20 protein-coding genes and 1 other annotated feature are annotated in these 19,778 nt (G+C 51.4%); of the genes, 9 read left to right on the forward strand and 11 right to left on the reverse strand.

Translation table 11 applies throughout. The features are described from left to right. Nucleotides 1-329 precede the first annotated feature (329 nt). The 3 genes from clpB to rluD form a co-directional block, all read right to left on the reverse strand. A complete protein-coding gene (gene clpB / locus ACLJRE_RS23585; protein WP_001235092.1) occupies nucleotides 330-2,903 on the reverse strand; it encodes an ATP-dependent chaperone ClpB in 2,574 nt (857 codons plus the stop codon). A gap of 129 nt (nucleotides 2,904-3,032) precedes the next feature. Beyond that, entirely contained in the window at nucleotides 3,033-3,764 is a 732-nt protein-coding gene (gene yfiH / locus ACLJRE_RS23590) for a purine nucleoside phosphorylase YfiH (RefSeq protein WP_023212952.1), read from the reverse strand. Continuing rightward, nucleotides 3,761-4,741, reverse strand: coding sequence for a 23S rRNA pseudouridine(1911/1915/1917) synthase RluD (gene rluD / locus ACLJRE_RS23595; protein ID WP_023212951.1), 981 nt, complete (start codon nucleotides 4,739-4,741; stop codon nucleotides 3,761-3,763). Before rluD ends, yfiH begins: the two co-directional genes overlap by 4 nt. A 131-nt stretch (nucleotides 4,742-4,872) precedes the next feature. On the opposite strand from rluD, the gene bamD reads away from it, so the two are divergent. The 4 genes from bamD to pheA all read left to right on the forward strand — a co-directional run bounded on the left by bamD (nucleotide 4,873) and on the right by pheA (nucleotide 7,631). Further along, entirely contained in the window at nucleotides 4,873-5,610 is a 738-nt protein-coding gene (gene bamD / locus ACLJRE_RS23600; protein ID WP_000197660.1) for an outer membrane protein assembly factor BamD, read from the forward strand. 271 nt (nucleotides 5,611-5,881) lie between these two features. Continuing rightward, nucleotides 5,882-6,220, forward strand: a complete 339-nt coding sequence (raiA, locus tag ACLJRE_RS23605; RefSeq protein WP_000178449.1) for a ribosome-associated translation inhibitor RaiA — start codon at nucleotides 5,882-5,884, stop codon at nucleotides 6,218-6,220. A 102-nt stretch (nucleotides 6,221-6,322) separates the two neighbouring features. Further along, nucleotides 6,323-6,448: a sequence feature (Phe leader region), on the forward strand. Beyond that, nucleotides 6,324-6,371: a pheA operon leader peptide PheL gene (gene pheL / locus ACLJRE_RS23610; RefSeq protein WP_010989056.1), complete on the forward strand. Its 48-nt coding sequence runs from the start codon at nucleotides 6,324-6,326 to the stop codon at nucleotides 6,369-6,371. It overlaps the preceding feature by 48 nt. 22 nt (nucleotides 6,449-6,470) lie before the next feature. Then, complete coding sequence (pheA, locus tag ACLJRE_RS23615; RefSeq protein WP_000200080.1) at nucleotides 6,471-7,631, forward strand: bifunctional chorismate mutase/prephenate dehydratase; 1,161 nt, start codon at nucleotides 6,471-6,473, stop codon at nucleotides 7,629-7,631. Here the strand turns inward: pheA and ACLJRE_RS23620 are convergent. From ACLJRE_RS23620 to aroF, 3 genes are read right to left on the reverse strand one after another with little or no spacing between them, the layout of a single operon-like run. Further along, a complete protein-coding gene (locus ACLJRE_RS23620) occupies nucleotides 7,592-8,500 on the reverse strand; it encodes an SMP-30/gluconolactonase/LRE family protein (RefSeq protein ID WP_000210991.1) in 909 nt (302 codons plus the stop codon). The two genes, pheA and ACLJRE_RS23620, sit on opposite strands and share 40 nt — an antisense overlap. Nucleotides 8,501-8,557: 57 nt before the next feature. Then, a complete protein-coding gene (gene tyrA / locus ACLJRE_RS23625; RefSeq protein ID WP_023212950.1) occupies nucleotides 8,558-9,679 on the reverse strand; it encodes a bifunctional chorismate mutase/prephenate dehydrogenase in 1,122 nt (373 codons plus the stop codon). Nucleotides 9,680-9,688: 9 nt separating this feature from the next. Next, the gene (aroF, locus tag ACLJRE_RS23630) at nucleotides 9,689-10,759 is read right to left on the reverse strand and encodes a 3-deoxy-7-phosphoheptulonate synthase AroF (protein ID WP_023212949.1); all 1,071 of its coding nucleotides are present in this window, start codon (nucleotides 10,757-10,759) and stop codon (nucleotides 9,689-9,691) included. Between the two features lie 439 nt (nucleotides 10,760-11,198). On the opposite strand from aroF, the gene ACLJRE_RS23635 reads away from it, so the two are divergent. Continuing rightward, complete coding sequence (locus ACLJRE_RS23635) at nucleotides 11,199-11,717, forward strand: YfiR family protein (protein ID WP_001212375.1); 519 nt, start codon at nucleotides 11,199-11,201, stop codon at nucleotides 11,715-11,717. Beyond that, nucleotides 11,710-12,930: a diguanylate cyclase DgcN gene (gene dgcN / locus ACLJRE_RS23640; RefSeq protein WP_001030989.1), complete on the forward strand. Its 1,221-nt coding sequence runs from the start codon at nucleotides 11,710-11,712 to the stop codon at nucleotides 12,928-12,930. The genes ACLJRE_RS23635 and dgcN overlap by 8 nt, the downstream gene beginning before the upstream one ends. A 155-nt stretch (nucleotides 12,931-13,085) precedes the next feature. Here dgcN and rplS read toward each other — a convergent pair whose 3' ends face one another. From rplS to ffh, 5 genes are all read right to left on the reverse strand, one after another. Then, entirely contained in the window at nucleotides 13,086-13,433 is a 348-nt protein-coding gene (gene rplS / locus ACLJRE_RS23645; protein ID WP_000065257.1) for a 50S ribosomal protein L19, read from the reverse strand. A gap of 40 nt (nucleotides 13,434-13,473) precedes the next feature. After that, nucleotides 13,474-14,241 (reverse strand): tRNA (guanosine(37)-N1)-methyltransferase TrmD, encoded by a 768-nt coding sequence (trmD, locus tag ACLJRE_RS23650; RefSeq protein ID WP_000469807.1) that lies wholly within the window; start codon nucleotides 14,239-14,241, stop codon nucleotides 13,474-13,476. A gap of 44 nt (nucleotides 14,242-14,285) precedes the next feature. Continuing rightward, nucleotides 14,286-14,834 (reverse strand): ribosome maturation factor RimM, encoded by a 549-nt coding sequence (gene rimM, locus ACLJRE_RS23655; RefSeq protein WP_000043266.1) that lies wholly within the window; start codon nucleotides 14,832-14,834, stop codon nucleotides 14,286-14,288. An 18-nt stretch (nucleotides 14,835-14,852) separates the two neighbouring features. After that, nucleotides 14,853-15,101 carry a 30S ribosomal protein S16 gene (gene rpsP / locus ACLJRE_RS23660; protein ID WP_000256453.1) on the reverse strand — a complete coding sequence of 83 codons (249 nt, stop codon included), beginning with the start codon at nucleotides 15,099-15,101 and terminating at the stop codon, nucleotides 14,853-14,855. A 252-nt stretch (nucleotides 15,102-15,353) separates the two neighbouring features. Continuing rightward, nucleotides 15,354-16,715, reverse strand: coding sequence for a signal recognition particle protein (gene ffh / locus ACLJRE_RS23665; protein WP_058108871.1), 1,362 nt, complete (start codon nucleotides 16,713-16,715; stop codon nucleotides 15,354-15,356). Between the two features lie 165 nt (nucleotides 16,716-16,880). Between ffh and ACLJRE_RS23670 the strand changes: the two genes are divergently transcribed. The 3 genes from ACLJRE_RS23670 (at nucleotide 16,881) to ACLJRE_RS23680 (ending at nucleotide 19,704) form a co-directional block, all read left to right on the forward strand. Then, on the forward strand, nucleotides 16,881-17,672 hold the full coding sequence (locus ACLJRE_RS23670; RefSeq protein ID WP_001537507.1) for an inner membrane protein YpjD: 792 nt from the start codon (nucleotides 16,881-16,883) through the stop codon (nucleotides 17,670-17,672). 19 nt (nucleotides 17,673-17,691) lie between these two features. After that, nucleotides 17,692-18,978, forward strand: a complete 1,287-nt coding sequence (locus ACLJRE_RS23675; protein WP_127172650.1) for an HlyC/CorC family transporter — start codon at nucleotides 17,692-17,694, stop codon at nucleotides 18,976-18,978. Between the two features lie 120 nt (nucleotides 18,979-19,098). After that, nucleotides 19,099-19,704, forward strand: coding sequence for a hypothetical protein (locus ACLJRE_RS23680; protein ID WP_023212948.1), 606 nt, complete (start codon nucleotides 19,099-19,101; stop codon nucleotides 19,702-19,704). The last annotated feature ends 74 nt before the right edge of the window (nucleotides 19,705-19,778 follow it).

Here is a 19,778-nt window from a genome sequence, read left to right on the forward strand (position 1 = left end):
ATAAATTGTTAAAGAGCAGGTGCGACGCGGCTTTCAGCTCACCGTCGCGAGGTGGCGTATATTACGCTTTCCTCTTTTTGAGTCAAGCCTTTATTTTCGCTTTCCTCACAGACTTCTTAACGAAGCCTTTCTGACCAGGCGGCCTGTATGCCGTTGTTCCGTGTCAGTGGTGGCGCATTATAGGGAGTTATTAGAGCCTGACAAGACCTAAATGCAAAAAAAAGCTCAACCGTTCACTTTTCAAACAACATTTGAACCAAAAGCCTATTTTCGCCTGGTTTTTAAACAAAAACGAGCCCGTCAGGGCCCGTTTTATTCAAATTTGTGACTTACTGCACTGCCACAATACGATCATCATTGGCTTCAAGGCGAATCACTTTGCCAGGAACCAGTTCACCAGACAGGATTTGCTGCGCCAGTGGGTTTTCGATCTGCTGTTGAATAGCACGTTTTAACGGACGCGCCCCGTAGACCGGATCGTAACCGTTGGCGCTCAACAGTTTCAGCGCCTCGTCGGAGATATGGATTTCATAACCACGTTCTTCCAGACGTTTGTACAGACGCTGCAGCTGGATCTGAGCAATAGAAGCGATGTGTTGTTCACCTAACGGATGGAATACCACAACTTCATCAATACGGTTGATAAATTCCGGACGGAAGTTTTGGCTAACCACACCCAGCACCATCTCTTTCATTCGACCGTAATCCAGTTCGCCAAAGCGCTCCTGAATGAGATCGGAACCGAGGTTAGAAGTCATAATGACCACCGTATTACGGAAGTCGACCGTTCTCCCCTGCCCGTCAGTCAGTCGACCGTCGTCCAGCACCTGCAACAGAATGTTGAATACATCCGGATGCGCTTTTTCCACTTCATCCAACAAGATGACGGAATAAGGGCGACGGCGCACCGCTTCCGTCAAATAACCGCCTTCTTCATAGCCGACATATCCCGGAGGCGCCCCGACCAAACGAGACACGGAGTGTTTCTCCATAAACTCAGACATGTCGATACGCACCATCGCGTCGTCGCTGTCAAACATAAAGTTAGCCAGCGCTTTACACAGTTCGGTTTTACCGACCCCCGTCGGCCCAAGGAACAAGAAGGAACCAATCGGACGATTCGGATCGGACAGCCCCGCGCGGCTACGACGTATGGCGTTCGATACTGCTTCAACGGCTTCATTCTGCCCGATCACACGGCTGTGTAACTCTTGTTCCATACGCAACAGTTTTTCACGTTCGCCTTCCAGCATTCTGGCGACCGGAATACCGGTCCAGCGCGCCAGCACTTCGGCAATTTCCGCATCCGTTACTTTGTTACGTAACAGACGCATGGTTTTACCTTCCGACTGGGTCGCGGCTTCCAACTGTTTTTCCAGCTCCGGAATTTTGCCGTACTGCAGTTCAGACATTCGCGCCAGATCGCCCACACGACGCGCCTGCTCAATGGCGATCTTCGCCTGCTCCAGCTCCGCTTTAATAGTTTGCGTACCAGAGAGCGACGCTTTTTCCGCTTTCCACTCTTCTTCTAACTCAGAGTACTGGCGCTCTTTATCGTCCAGTTCTTCATTCAGCATATCGAGACGTTTTTTACTCGCCTCGTCAGACTCTTTCATCAACGCCTGCTGTTCCAGTTTGAGCTGAATAATGCGGCGGTCGAGCCTGTCCAGCTCCTCCGGCTTAGAGTCAATCTGCATACGAATGCTGGATGCCGCTTCATCGATGAGGTCGATAGCTTTATCCGGCAACTGACGGTCGGCGATATAGCGGTGAGACAATGTTGCCGCCGCCACAATCGCCGGGTCAGTGATCTGCACATGGTGGTGCAGCTCGTAACGTTCTTTCAGGCCACGCAGAATAGCAATGGTGTCTTCCACTGAAGGTTCTGCGACAAACACTTTTTGAAAACGACGTTCCAGCGCCGCGTCTTTTTCAATGTACTGACGGTATTCATCCAGCGTGGTGGCGCCCACACAGTGCAGTTCACCACGCGCCAGCGCCGGTTTCAGCATATTCCCGGCGTCCATTGCGCCATCGGCCTTACCTGCGCCAACCATGGTGTGCAGCTCATCGATAAACAGGATGACGTTGCCTTCCTGTTTTGCGAGGTCGTTCAGCACGCCTTTCAGACGCTCTTCAAATTCGCCGCGATATTTCGCCCCGGCCACCAGCGCGCCCATATCCAGCGCCAGTACGCGGCGACCTTTTAAGCCTTCAGGGACTTCACCATTAATAATGCGCTGCGCCAGCCCTTCAACAATTGCCGTTTTACCGACCCCTGGCTCACCGATTAACACTGGGTTGTTTTTAGTACGACGTTGCAGCACCTGAATGGTGCGGCGAATTTCTTCATCACGACCGATAACCGGATCGAGCTTGCCCTGTTCGGCGCGCTCGGTCAGATCGACGGTATATTTTTTCAAGGCCTGACGTTGGTCTTCAGCCCCTTGATCGTTCACGCTTTCACCTCCGCGCATCTGTTCAATTGCCTGAGTGATATTGGCCGTGGTCGCACCGGCTGATTTCAGCAGATCGGTTAACGTGCCGCGAGACTCAAGCGCCGCCAGAACAAACAGCTCTGACGAAATAAAATTGTCCCCCCGTTTTTGCGCCAGCTTGTCGCAAAGGTTCAGTACGCGTACCAGTTCCGAAGAAGGCTGTACGTCGCCGCCGGTGCCTTCCACCTGCGGTAAACGGCTCAGCGCCTGATCGATAGCGGTGCGCAACTGGCCAGCATTAATGCCGGCGGAGGTTAATAAAGGACGTATCGATCCCCCTTCCTGGTTCAGCAAGGCGCTCATTAAATGAAGTGGTTCGATGAATTGATTGTCGTGCCCCAGCGCAAGCGACTGGGCATCGGCAAGAGCAAGCTGGAATTTATTAGTAAGACGATCCAGACGCATAACTCCTCCCATAACAGGTCAAAATTGCTACTGGAGATTAAATGAGGTCATCCCTCAATTATTCAAGGTGAATGACCTGAATTATGTGAAAAGAAAGTTACCCGTACCGGATCGTCTTGATTCTTTAGGTTATATCAGCCAAATAAAACTTGCCATACGACCTGTCGTCTTGTCGCGACGATAAGAGAAGAAAGTCTCACTTTCGCTAAAGGTGCAGCGATCCCCGCCATAGACATGTTCAACGCCGGTATTCGCCAGACGTTGGCGTGCAAGCTGATAAATATCCGCCAGAAATTTTTCCCCGTGCGGCAAAAATGCGCTATCGGCTTGCGCATCTTTTGCTAAAAATGCGTCCCGCACTTCCGGCCCCACTTCAAACGCGGTCGGGCCGATCGCCGGACCTAACCAGGCGATGATATTTTCTGGTTTGTCAGCAAAGCAGGTGACAGTTTCCTCCAGTACGCCTTCACATAATCCGCGCCAGCCCGCATGAGCCGCCGCCACTTCTGTTCCCTCACGGTTACAGAATAGCACAGGCAGGCAGTCTGCCGTCATTACCGCGCAGACGGTTCCTGGCGTATTGCTGTAAGACGCATCCGCACGTTTGGAGGCATAAGGTTCCCCGGTAAGCCTCAACACATTTTTACCGTGAACCTGTTCAAGCCAGACAGGTTTCGAAGGCAGATTGCCCGCCGCAAACAGACGCTTGCGGTTCTCTTCAACATGCTCCGGGTCATCGCCGCAATGCGCGCCCAGATTCAGCGAGTCGTAAGGCGGTAAACTCACCCCGCCAATACGGGTAGAACTACAGGCTGCGACGCCTTTCGGCAGCGGCCACTGCGGGACAATCAGTGCATTCATAACCAGTCCACATCATCTTTATGATCTTCGAAATCGGCGCGCATCGCATCGATAAGGTCCACCATATCTTGTGGAATCGGCGCGTGCCACTCCATTTCGATACCCGATACAGGATGGTAGAGACGCAGCATCGTTGCATGAAGCGCCTGGCGGTCAAACTTACGCAACGTGGAAATAAACTCTTCCGATGCGCCTTTCGGTGGACGTGGACGACCACCGTAGACCTGATCGCCCACTAACGGGTGCGTAATATGCGCCATATGCACGCGGATCTGGTGCGTACGCCCGGTCTCCAGACGCAGCCTAAGACGCGTGTGCACACGGAAATGTTCCATAATGCGGTAGTGGGTCACCGCCGGTTTGCCCATGGGATGCACCGACATATGGGTACGTTTGGTCGGGTGACGACTGATGGGTTCATTCACCGTTCCTCCCGCCGTCATATGTCCGATCGCGACCGCTTCATATTCGCGGGTGATCTCGCGCAGCTGCAAAGACTCCACCAGGCGCGTTTGCGCCGGAACGGTTTTGGCCACCACCATCAGCCCCGTCGTGTCCTTATCCAGACGATGCACAATGCCCGCGCGCGGAACATTCGCAATCGGCGGATAATAATGTAGCAACGCGTTCAGTACCGTACCGTCCGGGTTACCCGCGCCAGGATGTACCACCAGATCGCGTGGTTTGTTGATAACCAGAATATCGTCATCTTCATAAACAATATCTAACGGGATATCCTGCGCTTCAAAACGAATCTCTTCGTCGATCTCCGCATCAATAGCCACCCGCTCGCCGCCTAACACTTTTTCTTTTGGCTTATCGCAAAGTTGACCATTGACCAACACGCGCTGATTCAAAATCCATTCTTTTATACGCGAACGTGAATAATCCGGGAACATTTCGGCCAAAGCCTGATCTAAGCGTTGACCGAGTTGGTTTTCGGAGACCGTTGCGGTGAGTTGTACTCGTTGTGCCATATACAGCTTCTTCGTTTAACGTTGGGTTTTACGGCTTTGCCGTTTAATATAGTGTGCTATTGTAGCTGGTCTTAACCGGGAGCAGGAACAGAGAATCTCCCGTAAAACATTTTGAGGAAAGTCAAAACGTCATGACGCGCATGAAATATCTGGTGGCAGCAGCCACGTTGAGCCTGTTTCTGGCGGGTTGCTCGGGTTCAAAGGAAGAGGTGCCCGATAATCCGCCGAATGAAATCTACGCGACTGCTCAGCAAAAGCTGCAGGACGGTAACTGGAAACAGGCAATAACGCAATTGGAAGCGTTAGATAATCGTTATCCATTCGGACCGTATTCTCAGCAGGTGCAGTTGGATCTTATCTACGCCTATTACAAAAACGCCGATTTGCCGCTAGCGCAGGCCGCCATCGATCGTTTTATGCGTCTTAATCCAACGCACCCTAATATTGACTATGTCATGTACATGCGCGGCCTGACGAACATGGCGCTGGATGATAGCGCGCTGCAAGGTTTCTTTGGCGTCGATCGCAGCGATCGCGATCCGCAACATGCGCGGGCGGCGTTCAATGACTTTTCGAAACTGGTACGCAGCTATCCTAATAGCCAGTACACCACCGACGCCACTAAGCGTCTGGTATTCCTGAAAGACCGTCTGGCGAAATATGAATATTCCGTCGCAGAGTACTATACCGCGCGCGGCGCATGGGTTGCGGTCGTAAACCGGGTAGAAGGTATGCTACGCAATTATCCTGATACGCAGGCCACGCGCGATGCGTTGCCGCTGATGGAAAACGCCTATCGTCAGATGCAGCTGAATGCGCAGGCTGACAAAGTCGCGAAAATTATTGCCGCTAACAGCAAAAACACCTGAAGCAATACCAACAAGCAAAACGGCAGCCTTCCGGCTGCCGTTTTTTTATTCGGTATCTGATGCAACAGAAATGATTTCACTGCAACGCATCCAGTCAAATATGGCCTGCTTTCAGCCATTCCTCAAGTAAAAGATCGCTTCTTCCTGCGATGCCTCACAAAAAGTTCGCCTTGACAAAAAGTGACAAAATAATGTGATTTACATCACACATTTTGACATTAAGAACGGTATGCTGGAATCACCAAGACGGGAAAGACAAGAGGTAAAATTTATGACAATGAACATTACCAGTAAACAAATGGAAATTACTCCGGCAATCCGCCAACATGTCGCAGACCGTCTCGCCAAACTGGAAAAATGGCAAACTCACCTGATTAATCCTCATATCATTCTGTCTAAAGAGCCACAGGGCTTTATTGCTGACGCCACCATTAATACACCGAACGGACATCTGGTCGCCAGCGCAAAACACGAAGATATGTATACCGCTATTAATGAATTGATCAACAAGCTGGAACGGCAGCTCAATAAAGTGCAGCACAAAGGCGAAGCCCGTCGTGCCACCGCATCGGTGAAAGATGCCAGCTTCGTCGAAGCAGAAGAAGAGTAGTCCCTTACATTGAGTGTATCGCCAACGCGCCTTCGGGCGCGTTTTTTGTTGACAGGATTAAAACAGTACGAGTACTGTACTTACGTACACAAAGGAAACAGTTATGAAGCTAACCCGGTTTTTCTTCGCATTCTTTTTTATCTTCCCCTGACCGGGAGGCGTTTCGTCATGTGATAAAGAATGCGAAGACGAACAAGAAGGCCTCCCCCACCGGGAGGCCTTTTTTATTGATAACAAAAAAGGCAACACTATGACATCGGAAAACCCATTACTGGCGCTGCGAGATAAAATCAGCGCCTTAGACGAAGAGTTACTGGCCTTACTGGCAAAACGACGCGCACTGGCGATTGAAGTGGGACAAGCAAAACTACTGTCGCATCGTCCGGTTCGGGATATCGATCGTGAACGCGCGCTGCTGGACAGGCTCATCCATCTCGGTAAAGCCCACCATCTCGACGCACACTACATTACCCGTCTGTTCCAGCTTATCATTGAAGACTCCGTGCTTACTCAGCAGGCGCTGCTGCAACAACATCTGAATAATACTCACCCTCATTCGGCACGTATTGCGTTTCTTGGGCCGAAAGGCTCCTATTCTCATCTCGCGGCGCGCCAGTATGCCGCACGTCATTTTGAGCAATTTATTGAGAGCGGTTGCGCAAAATTCACCGATATTTTTCATCAGGTCGAAACCGGCCAGGCCGATTACGCCGTGGTTCCGATAGAGAACACCAGCTCCGGCGCTATCAACGATGTGTACGACTTATTGCAACACACCAGTCTGTCAATTGTCGGTGAGATGACCGTCACTATCGATCACTGCGTGCTGGTTTCCGGCGCTACGGATCTGAATACCATCGAAACGGTGTACAGCCATCCGCAGCCGTTCCAGCAGTGCAGTAAATTTTTGAGCCGCTATCCGCACTGGAAAATCGACTATACCGAGAGTACGTCGGCCGCGATGGAAAAAGTCGCGCAGGCGAACTCTCCGCGCGTCGCGGCGCTCGGCAGCGAGGCAGGCGGCATGTTGCACGGTTTACAGGTGCTGGAACGCATCGCCGCAAACCAGACGCAGAATATCACCCGCTTTCTGGTACTGGCGCGCAAAGCCATCAACGTTTCCGATCAGGTTCCGGCAAAAACCACTCTGTTAATCGCCACCGGGCAGCAGGCTGGCGCGCTGGTCGAAGCGCTGCTGGTGCTGCGTAACCACAATCTCATCATGACGAAACTGGAGTCGCGCCCCATTCACGGCAATCCGTGGGAAGAGATGTTTTATCTCGATATTCAGGCGAACCTGGAGTCGCAGGTAATGCAAAGCGCGCTAAAAGAGCTGGGCGAGATCACGCGCTCAATGAAAGTGCTTGGCTGCTATCCCAGCGAAAACGTCGTGCCGGTAGAACCTGCCTGACGTTCAATAAAACGGCTTTTCTTCATCCCTGCGACGGCTACCTGCAGGGTGAAGATGGCGCCGGAGAGCGGATAATCCGCCACTTCCTGAGCAGACATATTTTCTCTGGTAGTTGTAATAAACAGCGTTTTCATATCTGCGCCGCCAAAGCAAACCATCGTCGGACAACGTACCGGCAACCGGTACTCTTCCAGCTGCTCTCCTTGCGGTGAGAAACGCGCCACGCGCCAGCCGTCAAACATCGCGCTCCAGTAGCACCCTTCACTATCCATCGCCGCGCCGTCGGGAAGTCCTTCTCCTTCGCCAAAATGGCGAAAAAGTTCACGCTTACCCGGTTCGCCATGCTTATCAAGTAACGTGCGGTATATCACGCCATTCGGCGTATCGGAGGTATACATCCACTGGTTATCCGGGCTGAACGCCAGGCCGTTGTGTCCCTGGATATCGCACTGGATCACTTTTGCCGTCAGGTCATGATCGATCCGCATCAGCAACGCGCCATTATAGTCACCTGGCGCCCAGAACGTTCCGGCATAAAAACGTCCATCGCCATCAGTGCCGCCATCGTTGAAACGCGCCAGTTTCGTATTAGAGGGATTGTCGCAAACCTTACGCTGCAATAATCCATTTTTATCGGCCAGCCAGATAGCATGACGCATGGCCACAATAAATCCGCCCTGCTCACGCAAGGCAAAACAGCCCACTTCTTCCGGAAACGCCAGCACGCTATGCGTCCCGCTCGCCGGATGGTAACGATGGATCTCCTGTTCCAGGATATCGGTCCAATACAGCGCGCTTTCATCCTCGCTCCATGTGGGGCATTCTGGTAGATGTCCGACATAATCAAATAAAACGTGCGGTGTAGTCATAACGGTTCCTTAAACGAAAAAAGCCAGCAAAGCTGGCTTTTAGTATAGATGTCATCATTATGGTCGGCTGTCATTCGCCTGACGCAATAACACACGGCTTTCATTCTGGAAGCGTCTGGCATAATCGCCAAACCAGTGTTCAACTTTGCGAAAACTGTCGATAAAAGCCTGCTTATCGCCCTGTTCCAGTAACCCGATCGCATCGCCAAAACGGTTATAGTAACGCTTGATAAGCGCCAGATTGCGCTCCGACGACATAATAATGTCCGCATACAGTTGCGGGTCCTGGGCGAACAGACGCCCGACCATCGCCAGCTCCAGTCGATAAATCGGCGATGATAGCGCCAGAAGCTGCTCAAGCTGGACGTTCTCTTCCGCCAGATGCAGCCCATAAGCGAAGGTAGCAAAGTGGCGCAACGCCTGGATAAAAGCCATGTTCTGATCGTGCTCGACAGCGCTAATTCGGTGCAACCGCGCGCCCCACACCTGGATTTGCTCAAGGAACCACTGATACGCTTCCGGTTGACGCCCGTCACACCAGACCACCACCTGCTTCGCCAGGCTCCCGCTGTCCGGACCAAACATCGGATGCAAGCCCAACACGGGGCCATCATGGGCCGCCAACATTGCCTGCAACGGACCGCTTTTCACCGATGCCAGATCGACCAGAATACAGTCGGACGGCAGGGGCGGCAGTTGCGCTATGACCTGTTCAGTAACATGAATCGGCACGCTGACGATCACCATTCCGGCATCGGCGACAATGTCCCCGGCGCGCGGCCAGTCCTGTTGTTCCAGAATACGGACCTGATAGCCCGACAGCGTGAGCATTTTTTCAAACAGACGCCCCATCTGTCCGCCGCCACCCACAATGACGACCGGACGCAGAGAAGGACAAAGCGTTTTGAACCCCTTATCATTTTCGCTGGAGTAAGATTCACGCATTACCCGGCGCAGGACATCTTCAATGAGATCGGGCGGGACACCGATCGCTTCTGCTTCCGCCCGTCGTGAAGCCAGCATAGAGGCCTCACGCTCCGGCACGTAAATAGGCAGGCCAAAACGGCTTTTCACCTCGCCGACTTTGGCTACCAGTTCCAGGCGCTTAGCCAGTAAATTCAACAACGCTTTATCGACATCATCTATTTGATCGCGTAATGCGGTCAATTCAGCAACCATAACAACCTCTTATGCGACGCGCACCGCCAGCTGGCCGCTCAAATCTTTATGAATTTCACGTAACAGGGCATCGGTCATCTCCCAGCTAATACAAGCATCGGTGACGGAAATGCCATACTTCATTTCGCTGCGCGGCTGTTCGGAAGACTGATTACCCTCATGAATATTACTTTCAATCATTAAGCCAATGATTGAACGATTGCCATCTTTAATCTGCGCAACCACAGATTCGGCAACGGCTGGCTGGCGGCGATAATCTTTATTGGAGTTACCATGACTGCAATCTACCATCAGCGAAGGACGTAGTCCCGCCTGTTCCATCTCTTTTTCACACTGAGCGACATCTGCCGGGCTATAGTTTGGCGCTTTGCCGCCACGCAGAATTACATGGCCATGCGGATTTCCCTGGGTTTGCAATAACGCAACCTGACCGGCCTGGTTAATGCCAACAAAACGATGAGGTTGCGCAGCGGCGCGCATGGCGTTAATCGCTGTCGCCAGGCTGCCATCCGTGCCGTTTTTAAAGCCGACCGGCATAGAAAGACCAGACGCCATTTCGCGGTGGGTTTGCGATTCGGTTGTGCGCGCGCCTATCGCCGACCAGCTAAACAGATCGCCCAGGTATTGCGGGCTGTTCGGATCCAACGCTTCGGTCGCCAATGGCAACCCCATATTCACCAGTTCCACCAGTAGCTGACGCGCTATTTTCAACCCGGCTTCCACATCAAATGAGCCATCCATGTGAGGATCGTTAATCAGCCCTTTCCAGCCGACGGTAGTCCGCGGCTTTTCAAAATAGACGCGCATTACCAGATAGAGGCTATCGCTGACCTCTGCGGCAAGGGCTTTAAATCGACGGGCATATTCCAGAGCGGTTTCAGGATCGTGAATAGAACAAGGACCGCATACCACCAACAGACGCGGATCGCGCCCGGCAATAATGTCAGAAATGATTCCCCGGGACTGCGCTATCTGCGCTTCCTGCGCCAGGCTCAACGGAAAGGCCGCTTTAAGCTGCTCCGGTGTCATTAATACCTGTTCATCGGTGATACGTACGTTATTCAGCGCGTCTTTTTGCATGATGGCGATCCTGTCTTTTCTTGTTTGCGATAGTTGATCCTCCACGAGGATGTTTAAACCATACCACAAAAAGTAAAGATTTCAATCCATATTACGTAAAATAAAATTTACACCACACGCAATCATCGATTAAACCCCTTCATTTCGTATCAAAAACTTTACACAACAAGTGAATTATTTTATTCCCAGCCTCAGAAAAACGGTAAAATGAGCGATGCTCGCTATTTTTTGATTATTTTTTCTCCGCACACATATTTTTACTTTCTGATATAGGGTGATTAATACCATTATCACAAGAATTTAATATCAGGGACGCCACTTAAATTATTCATATTATCAATAAGACATAATGACGATATGGCAAAATAATGTTATTTTGCTACAAACAATCACGGATGTATTTTAATGCTTTACGACTGAAGATGGTGGGGACTTGTTAATGCGTTTTTCTCACCGATTTATCCTTCTGTTATCGCTATTATTAGCAAGCTTGCCTCTGTATGCTCAACGCGTCACGGAAGAAGAGAAATCCGTACGCGCCATCGTCTCCGGTATCGTCAGTTATACACACTGGCCGGCGTTATCCGGGCCGCCAAGGCTATGCATATTTTCATCTGCGCGTTTTGTCAGGGTACTTAGCGAAGAGGCTGACTGGGCTTTCCCTTATCAACCGCTTGTCATCCGTACCACACAAGAAGCCCTGAGCGCCCACTGTGATGGTTTTTACTTTGGCAATGAATCGCCAGCTTATCAGGTGGAGTTAACGCGTCATTATCCAGTTAATGCCTTGTTATTAATTGCCGAGCAAAATACCGAATGTATTATTGGCAGCGCATTTTGTCTGATCATTAACAATGATGAAGTCAAATTTTCCGTCAACCTGGACTCCCTCGCGCATAGCGGCGTGAGAGTGAATCCAGAAGTATTAATGCTTGCACGGAATCAAAAGCATGAATAAGGAATTTTCTCTGTCCAGACCAACATTTAAACGCACACTACGGCGGATTAGTATAATCAGCGTGCTGCTTACGATGACATTGATCTGGCTATTAATTTGCGTTGCGTCTGTCCTTACGCTCAAACAGTATGCGCAAAAGAATCTCGATTTGACCGCCGCCACAATGGCCCATAGCCTTGAAGCGGCACTGGTATTTTCCGATAACACGGCCGCAGCGGAAACGCTCGCCACACTGGGACGCCAGGGACAATTTTCAGCGGCGGAGGTCCGCGATAAAAATGGCCGTATTATCGCCTCATGGCGCTATGATGCGCGAGCCGCAGACGATAAGCTCATTGGCTTAATTAGCCACTGGCTTTTTCCATTGCCGGTATCGCAACCCGTCTGGCACAACGGCAGGGCCATCGGCGAAGTACGGCTTGTCGCCCGCGACAGCCTTATTGGTCATTTTATCTGGCTATCGCTGGCAGTGCTGACAGGATGTATTCTGCTGGCATCCGGCATTGCCCTGCTGCTCACGCGTTATTTACACAATGGCGTTGTGGATGCGCTGCAAAATATTACTGAAGTTGTACACGACGTTCGCACTAACCGAAATTTTTCACGCCGGGTACCTGATGAGCGTATTGCGGAATTTCACCTGTTTGCGCAGGATTTCAATAGCCTTCTGGATGAGATGGAAGAATGGCAGCTACGGCTTCAGGCTAAAAATGCCCAGTTACTACGTACCGCGCTGCACGATCCGCTGACGGGGCTTGCCAATCGCGCAGCATTTCGCAGCTGTATTAACGCGCTGATGAAGGACAATTCCGCTCGTAGCAGTTCGGCATTGTTATTTCTGGATGGCGATAACTTTAAATATATTAATGATACCTGGGGACATGCGGCAGGCGACCGGGTACTTATAGAGGTTGCCAAAAGATTAGCGGAATTCGGTGGTAGCCGTTATCAGACTTACCGACTCGGCGGCGATGAATTTGCGATGGTGCTTTACGATGTACATTCGGAATATGAAGTACAACGTATTTGCGCAGCGCTATCCCAGGCGTTTAATCGACCTTTTGAACTGCATAACGGCCAGCGGATAACGATGACCATGAGTATTGGCTTTGCGCTGACATGGGAACATGCCACTGCCGAAAAACTACAAGAACTGGCCGATCGAAATATGTATCAGGCTAAACACCGGCGTGCGGAACGCTCGCTAAACTAAGGAACGGGCCTGGCCGTTTCTGATTCAGCGTTGATACCACTGACCCGGCCTAATCATGTAACCGTCTATGGCGTGGAGCAACCCATAAAAAAGGGGCCAGCGTAATGCCAGCCCCTTCTTTTCTACAAGCTTTCGGATGTTGCGAAAGCGCGTTCTTAGTTAAGACGCTCTTTGATACGAGCCGCTTTACCAGTACGCTCACGCAGGTAGTACAGTTTAGCTTTACGAACAGCACCACGACGTTTAACAGCAATGCTGTCAACTACCGGAGAGTGAGTCTGGAAGACACGCTCAACGCCTTCGCCGTTGGAAATTTTACGAACAGTGAATGCAGAGTGCAGACCGCGGTTACGAATAGCGATAACCACGCCCTCGAATGCCTGCAGACGTTTCTTGGTACCTTCAACAACCCATACTTTCACTTCCACGGTATCGCCCGGACGGAAGGAAGGTACGTTCTGCTTCATCTGCTCTTGTTCAAGTTGCTTAATAATGTTGCTCATAATTTAATCTCTTATCCTGGGTAAACTGATATTCGGGGGCCTATGCCATCCCATCATGTTTATGCTGCTGTTGTGCGTGTTCTGTTTTGAACTCCGCCAGCAACCTTGCTTGCTCTTCAGTCAGAGCCAGGTTTTCCAGAAGTTCAGGTCTTCTAAGCCAGGTTCGGCCCAGCGACTGTTTCAAGCGCCAGCGACGTATCTCGGCATGGTTTCCCGACAGCAATACTGGCGGTACTTCCATCCCCTCTAACACTTCAGGGCGCGTATAGTGCGGACAATCCAGCAACCCATCAGCAAACGAATCTTCGATTGCTGATGCTTCATGCCCCAGAACTCCCGGTATAAACCGGGCGACGGAGTCAATCAGCGTCATTGCCGGTAGTTCGCCACCGCTGAGAACGTAATCGCCAATTGACCATTCTTCGTCAATTTCGGTCTGAATTACGCGCTCATCTACGCCTTCGTAGCGACCACACACCAGAATAAGTTTCTGATTCGTGGCCAGCTCGCTAACGCCCGCTTGATCAAGCTTGCGTCCCTGAGGCGACAGATAAATCACTTTAGCGCCTTCACCTGCCGCGGCTTTTGCTGCGTGAATGGCGTCCCGCAAGGGTTGCACCATCATTAACATCCCTGGTCCGCCGCCGTAAGGACGGTCGTCCACGGTACGGTGCCGGTCATGCGTGAAGTCGCGAGGACTCCAGCTTTGGATGTTCAGCAGGCCTTTTTTTACTGCCCGGCCAGTTACCCCGTAATCGGTAATTGCGCGGAACATTTCAGGAAACAGGCTAACTATGCCAATAAACACAAGCCAATCCCCATAACGCCATTTATTACCGTTTATTCGGTGGTTTAAAAACCAGGATCCCAGTCTACTTCGATAGTACGAGTAGCGAGATCGACTTTCTTGATAACCTGCCCATCGAGGAACGGTACTAGTCGTTCCTTGATACCAAATGCATCTTTCAGGTTCGCCTTAATGACGAGAACGTCATTCGACCCGGTTTCCATCATGTCGATAACTTTACCGAGATCGTAGCCTTCAGCGGTGACTACCTGGCAGCCCATCAGGTCTTTCCAGTAGTAGTCTCCCTCCTCAAGCGCAGGAAGTTGCGAGGAATCCACGACAATTTCGCAATTCGTCAGAAGATTCGCGGCATCTCGATCGTCAACGCCTTTCAGCTTGATGATCAGATCCTGATTGTGGTGCTTCCAGCTTTCCAGCTGTACCTGCTGCCACTGACCCGCCTTCTGGATAAACCAGGGCTGATAGTCAAAAATGCTTTCGGCGTCTTCAGTGGAGGAAAACACTCTGAGCCAACCACGGATACCGTATGAAGAACCCATTTTCCCCAGTACAACCGGTTCAGCGGGTACTTGTGCGGCGAGTTGCTTGCTCATCATGACCACCGTGACAGATTAAGCTGCTTTTTTTACTTCTTTGATCAGCGCCGCAACGCGATCGGAAATGGTTGCGCCCTGGCCAACCCAGTGAGCGATGCGATCCAGATCCAGGCGGGTGCCTTCTTCTTTTTCGCTAGCGATTGGGTTGAAGAAACCAACGCGCTCAATGAAGCGACCGTTGCGTGCATTACGGCTGTCGGTGACAACAACCTGGTAGAACGGACGCTTTTTAGCGCCGTGACGAGCTAAACGAATAGTTACCATAACATCCTCTTGTGTGAATAAAACAACCGGGCCCCATCGAGGAACGGAGCCCGGCGTCATATTAAAAGCCCGAAAATTTTACTGATTTCTGGGAAAATTGCAATCAACAGTTAATAACTCTGCTGTAGAAGGCCGTCGGCGGCGCAGCGAGTTCGGTGCCGGCGTGCGCGCAGCCACCGCAGCGTACACGCAGTACGTGAGGATGGCTAGCACACCCCGGTGCCGAAATAGCAAGTGAGCCAGGCCGGGAAATTAGCGGCCAGGGAAGCCTGGCGGCATCATCCCCTTCATACTCCGCATCATCTTCGCCATCCCGCCCTTCTTCATTTTCTTCATCATGCGCTGCATGTCGTCGAACTGTTTCAGAAGGCGGTTAACGTCCTGCACCTGCATCCCACAGCCTTGTGCGATACGGCGTTTACGGGAACCTTTGATGATTTCCGGCTTCGCGCGCTCTTTCAGCGTCATCGAATTGATGATCGCCTCCATACGCACCAGCACTTTGTCATCCATTTGCGATTTAACGTTGTCCGGAATCTGCCCCATGCCCGGTAATTTGCCCATCAGACTGGCCATACCGCCCATGTTTTTCATCTGTTTGAGCTGTTCCAGGAAGTCGTTCAGGTCGAAACCGTCGCCTTTCTTCAGTTTGGTCGCCAGCTTTTCAGCCTGTGCGCGGTCAACTTTGCTTTCGATATCTTCGATAAGAGACAGTACGTCGCCCATGCCGAGAATACGCGAGGCGATACGATCCGGGTGGAACGGTTCCAGCGCGTCGGTTTTCTCGCCGACACCGAGGAATTTAATCGGCTTGCCGGTGATATGACGAATAGAGAGCGCCGCACCGCCACGCGCATCACCATCGACCTTGGTCAGCACCACGCCGGTTAACGGCAGCGCTTCGTTAAAGGCTTTTGCGGTATTCGCGGCATCCTGACCGGTCATCGCATCGACGACAAACAGCGTTTCTACTGGCTTAATAGAAGCGTGGACCTGTTTGATTTCGTCCATCATCGCTTCGTCAACGTGCAGACGACCGGCGGTATCCACCAGCAGCACGTCGTAGAATTTGAGCTTCGCTTCTTTCAGCGCGGCGTTGACGATATCAACCGGTTTCTGGCCGACATCAGACGGGAAGAAATCCACGCCAACCTGTTCAGCCAGCGTTTCGAGCTGTTTGATCGCCGCCGGGCGATAGACGTCGGCAGAGACGACCAGCACTTTCTTCTTGTGCTTCTCGCGCAAGAATTTACCCAGCTTACAGACGCTGGTGGTTTTACCCGCCCCCTGCAGACCCGCCATCAATACTACGGCTGGCGGCTGCGCAGCTAAATTCAGCGTCTGGTTCTCTTCGCCCATCGCCGCAACCAGTTCGCTACGGACAATCTTGACGAACTCCTGCCCTGGGGTCAGGCTCTTGTTAACTTCATGACCAACCGCTTTCTCTTTTACGCGATTGATGAACTCACGCACTACCGGCAGCGCAACGTCAGCCTCCAGCAGCGCCATGCGCACTTCGCGCAGCGTCTCTTTAACGTTGTCTTCAGTAAGGCGCCCACGGCCACTGATATTGCGCAGCGTGCGCGACAAACGATCGGTTAAATTATCAAACATTGTCTCTCGCCTGGGGTGGAAACGGTTGGTCGCCGCAGCGACACAGTTACAGAATTTCGCCACAGTATACCATGAAGCCGTCTTTGTTGTTATGCAACGGTTGGAGCTGCGGTCACGTAACGCTATACTGCTTCTCTTTCTCACTGGTCAACTGTCGACACAACTATGCCCGTTTTTGCTTTACTTGCCCTTGTCGCCTACTCCTTCAGCCTCGCGCTGATCGTTCCCGGACTGTTGCAAAAAAACAGCGGCTGGCGGCGTATGGCTATTCTTTCTGCGGTCATCGCGCTGGTGTGCCATGCTGTCGCGCTGGAATCGCGTATTCTGCCCGGCGGCGACAGTGGACAAAACCTGAGCCTGCTGAATGTCGGTTCGCTGGTCAGCCTGATGATCTGCACGGTAATGACCATTGTCGCGTCGCGTAATCGCGGCTGGCTACTTCTGCCCATTGTCTATGCTTTTGCGCTGATTAACCTGGCCTTCGCCACGTTCATGCCTAATGAATATATTACGCATCTGGAAGCGACCCCAGGCATGATGGTGCACATCGGTCTGTCGCTTTTCTCTTACGCGACGCTGATAATCGCCGCGCTGTATGCGCTACAACTGGCGTGGATCGACTATCAGTTGAAGAACAAAAAGCTGGCGTTTAGTAATGAAATGCCGCCATTGATGAGCATTGAGCGCAAAATGTTTCATATCACGCAGATTGGCGTCGTACTGCTGACCCTTACTCTGTGTACCGGCCTGTTTTACATGCATAACCTGTTCAGTACTGAAAATATTGATAAAGCCGTGCTCTCTATCGTGGCATGGTTTGTCTATATCGTTCTGCTGTGGGGGCATTACCATGAAGGCTGGCGGGGTCGGCGGGTCGTGTGGTTTAACGTCGCAGGCGCGGGTATTCTGACGCTGGCCTATTTTGGTAGCCGCATATTACAGCAATTTGTAAGCTAAGCTTTTAAAGGAGTTTCCCCTGGAACACATCTCCACCACCACGCTGATTATCATATTAATCATCATGGTGGTCATCTCGGCCTATTTTTCCGGTTCCGAAACTGGAATGATGACGCTAAACCGTTACCGTTTACGCCATATGGCGAAGCAAGGTAATCGCTCGGCAAAACGGGTAGAAAAATTACTGCGTAAACCCGACCGACTGATAAGCCTGGTGCTGATCGGCAATAACCTGGTCAACATTCTTGCCTCGGCGCTCGGCACGATTGTGGGTATGCGGCTTTACGGCGACGCCGGCGTGGCTATCGCCACCGGGGTACTGACGTTTGTCGTGTTAGTTTTTGCCGAAGTCCTGCCCAAAACTATCGCCGCGCTCTATCCGGAAAAAGTGGCCTATCCCAGCAGCTTCCTGCTGGCGCCGTTACAGATACTGATGATGCCGCTGGTGTGGTTACTTAACACCATCACCCGCCTGCTGATGCGTCTGATGGGAATTAAAACGGACATCGTGGTTAGCGGGTCGTTAAGCAAAGAGGAATTACGCACTATCGTGCATGAGTCCCGTTCGCAAATCTCTCGCCGCAATCAGGATATGCTGCTATCGGTCCTCGACCTGGAAAAGGTCAGCGTGGATGACATCATGGTACCGCGTAATGAAATTATCGGGATCGATATCAATGACGACTGGAAATCTATCGAGCGGCAGCTTACCCACTCCCCGCACGGACGCATCGTGCTCTATCGCGATTCGCTGGATGACGCCATCAGTATGCTGCGCGTGCGCGAAGCCTGGCGGTTAATGGCCGAGAAAAAAGAGTTCACCAAAGAGATGATGCTGCGCGCCGCCGATGAAATCTATTACGTCCCGGAAGGTACGCCGCTCAGTACGCAACTGATCAAATTTCAGCGCAATAAAAAGAAAGTCGGACTGGTCGTCAACGAATATGGCGATATCCAGGGGCTGGTCACCGTGGAAGATATTCTCGAGGAGATCGTTGGCGACTTCACCACATCGATGTCGCCGACACTGGCGGAAGAGGTCACGCCGCAAAACGACGGTTCGGTCATTATTGACGGTACCGCCAACGTCCGGGAAATCAATAAAGCGTTTAACTGGCACCTGCCGGAAGACGACGCGCGCACCGTCAACGGGGTGATTCTGGAGGCGCTGGAGGAAATTCCGGTTGCTGGCACGCGCGTGCGCATTGAGCAGTACGATATCGATATTCTCGATGTACAGGAAAATATGATTAAGCAGGTAAAGGTTGTACCGGTGAAACCGCTGCGCGAGAGTGTGGCGGAGTAACATAATGGCGAACTCCGGTTCGCCTTTTTTATCGCCGTCTTTTAAGATTCCATCAATTCCTGCCATTTACTTAACAATGCAATAATGACTTTTCAAGCATTCAGAAAGGATATTGATGTTATGTCAGAAGATTATGTAATTGAATGGGATAAGAATTTTGCAGACGACCTCAACGTCGTCGCCAGCGTTATTTTATCGCACAACCCAACCTTATGGCCCACTATTTTCTCTCAACTTTCGACGCAACCTGAAATCTTTGAAGACGAAGATGAAGACGAATATGGGTTGCAGGACGTTCTGGATTGTAGCGGTGGCGATCTCGGAAATAACGATCTGGCACAGGCATTTTTACAAGTTCTACGCGGCGAAGGATTAATTCACCTCGTTGACTGGAAAGGTGAAGATGAAGAAGGCGAACTGGCTAATTTTGCCGCAGATCGCTTTTATGAACTCACAAAAAACCTGACGGATTCTGAGGAATTAAGAAATCTTCTTGTCGAAATAACCCAAGAGGATGAAATCTCCGATGTCTGTGAAGCCGGAGACCGTTACCTTGACGAGATCTTTGAACGCATTCAGACCGAACTCAATAAAAGGGGCTTCCAGATTTTTGATCTGAATGAAGGAGCTGACACCTATAATGTGGTCGTTCTGCCAATGAGCGAATATAAAAAAATAGAGGATTTCAACACGCCGTGGCTGGAGGTGCAGGATTTTTTAAGCTAATAAATATCCTCCGGCATAGCCGGAGGTTTTTCTGATGCGCCTGTAAGGCTCTCTTACCAGCCGCGCCCTAACAG

The sequence above is a fragment of the Salmonella sp. SAL04157 genome (assembly GCF_046551635.1).
GTDB classification, from domain to species: domain Bacteria; phylum Pseudomonadota; class Gammaproteobacteria; order Enterobacterales; family Enterobacteriaceae; genus Salmonella; species Salmonella enterica.

Coding starts and splice junctions, on each gene's coding strand:
- pheA (WP_000200080.1), top strand. CDS start 6,471: ATGACATCGGAAAACCCATTACTGGCGCTGCGAGATAAAATCAGCGCC.
- ffh (WP_058108871.1), bottom strand. CDS start 16,715: ATGTTTGATAATTTAACCGATCGTTTGTCGCGCACGCTGCGCAATATC.
- rimM (WP_000043266.1), bottom strand. CDS start 14,834: ATGAGCAAGCAACTCGCCGCACAAGTACCCGCTGAACCGGTTGTACTG.
- clpB (WP_001235092.1), bottom strand. CDS start 2,903: ATGCGTCTGGATCGTCTTACTAATAAATTCCAGCTTGCTCTTGCCGAT.
- ACLJRE_RS23670 (WP_001537507.1), top strand. CDS start 16,881: ATGCCCGTTTTTGCTTTACTTGCCCTTGTCGCCTACTCCTTCAGCCTC.
- dgcN (WP_001030989.1), top strand. CDS start 11,710: ATGAATAAGGAATTTTCTCTGTCCAGACCAACATTTAAACGCACACTA.
- rluD (WP_023212951.1), bottom strand. CDS start 4,741: ATGGCACAACGAGTACAACTCACCGCAACGGTCTCCGAAAACCAACTC.
- ACLJRE_RS23635 (WP_001212375.1), top strand. CDS start 11,199: ATGCGTTTTTCTCACCGATTTATCCTTCTGTTATCGCTATTATTAGCA.
- yfiH (WP_023212952.1), bottom strand. CDS start 3,764: ATGAATGCACTGATTGTCCCGCAGTGGCCGCTGCCGAAAGGCGTCGCA.
- ACLJRE_RS23680 (WP_023212948.1), top strand. CDS start 19,099: ATGTCAGAAGATTATGTAATTGAATGGGATAAGAATTTTGCAGACGAC.
- tyrA (WP_023212950.1), bottom strand. CDS start 9,679: ATGGTTGCTGAATTGACCGCATTACGCGATCAAATAGATGATGTCGAT.
- bamD (WP_000197660.1), top strand. CDS start 4,873: ATGACGCGCATGAAATATCTGGTGGCAGCAGCCACGTTGAGCCTGTTT.
- ACLJRE_RS23620 (WP_000210991.1), bottom strand. CDS start 8,500: ATGACTACACCGCACGTTTTATTTGATTATGTCGGACATCTACCAGAA.
- rpsP (WP_000256453.1), bottom strand. CDS start 15,101: ATGGTAACTATTCGTTTAGCTCGTCACGGCGCTAAAAAGCGTCCGTTC.
- aroF (WP_023212949.1), bottom strand. CDS start 10,759: ATGCAAAAAGACGCGCTGAATAACGTACGTATCACCGATGAACAGGTA.
- rplS (WP_000065257.1), bottom strand. CDS start 13,433: ATGAGCAACATTATTAAGCAACTTGAACAAGAGCAGATGAAGCAGAAC.
- raiA (WP_000178449.1), top strand. CDS start 5,882: ATGACAATGAACATTACCAGTAAACAAATGGAAATTACTCCGGCAATC.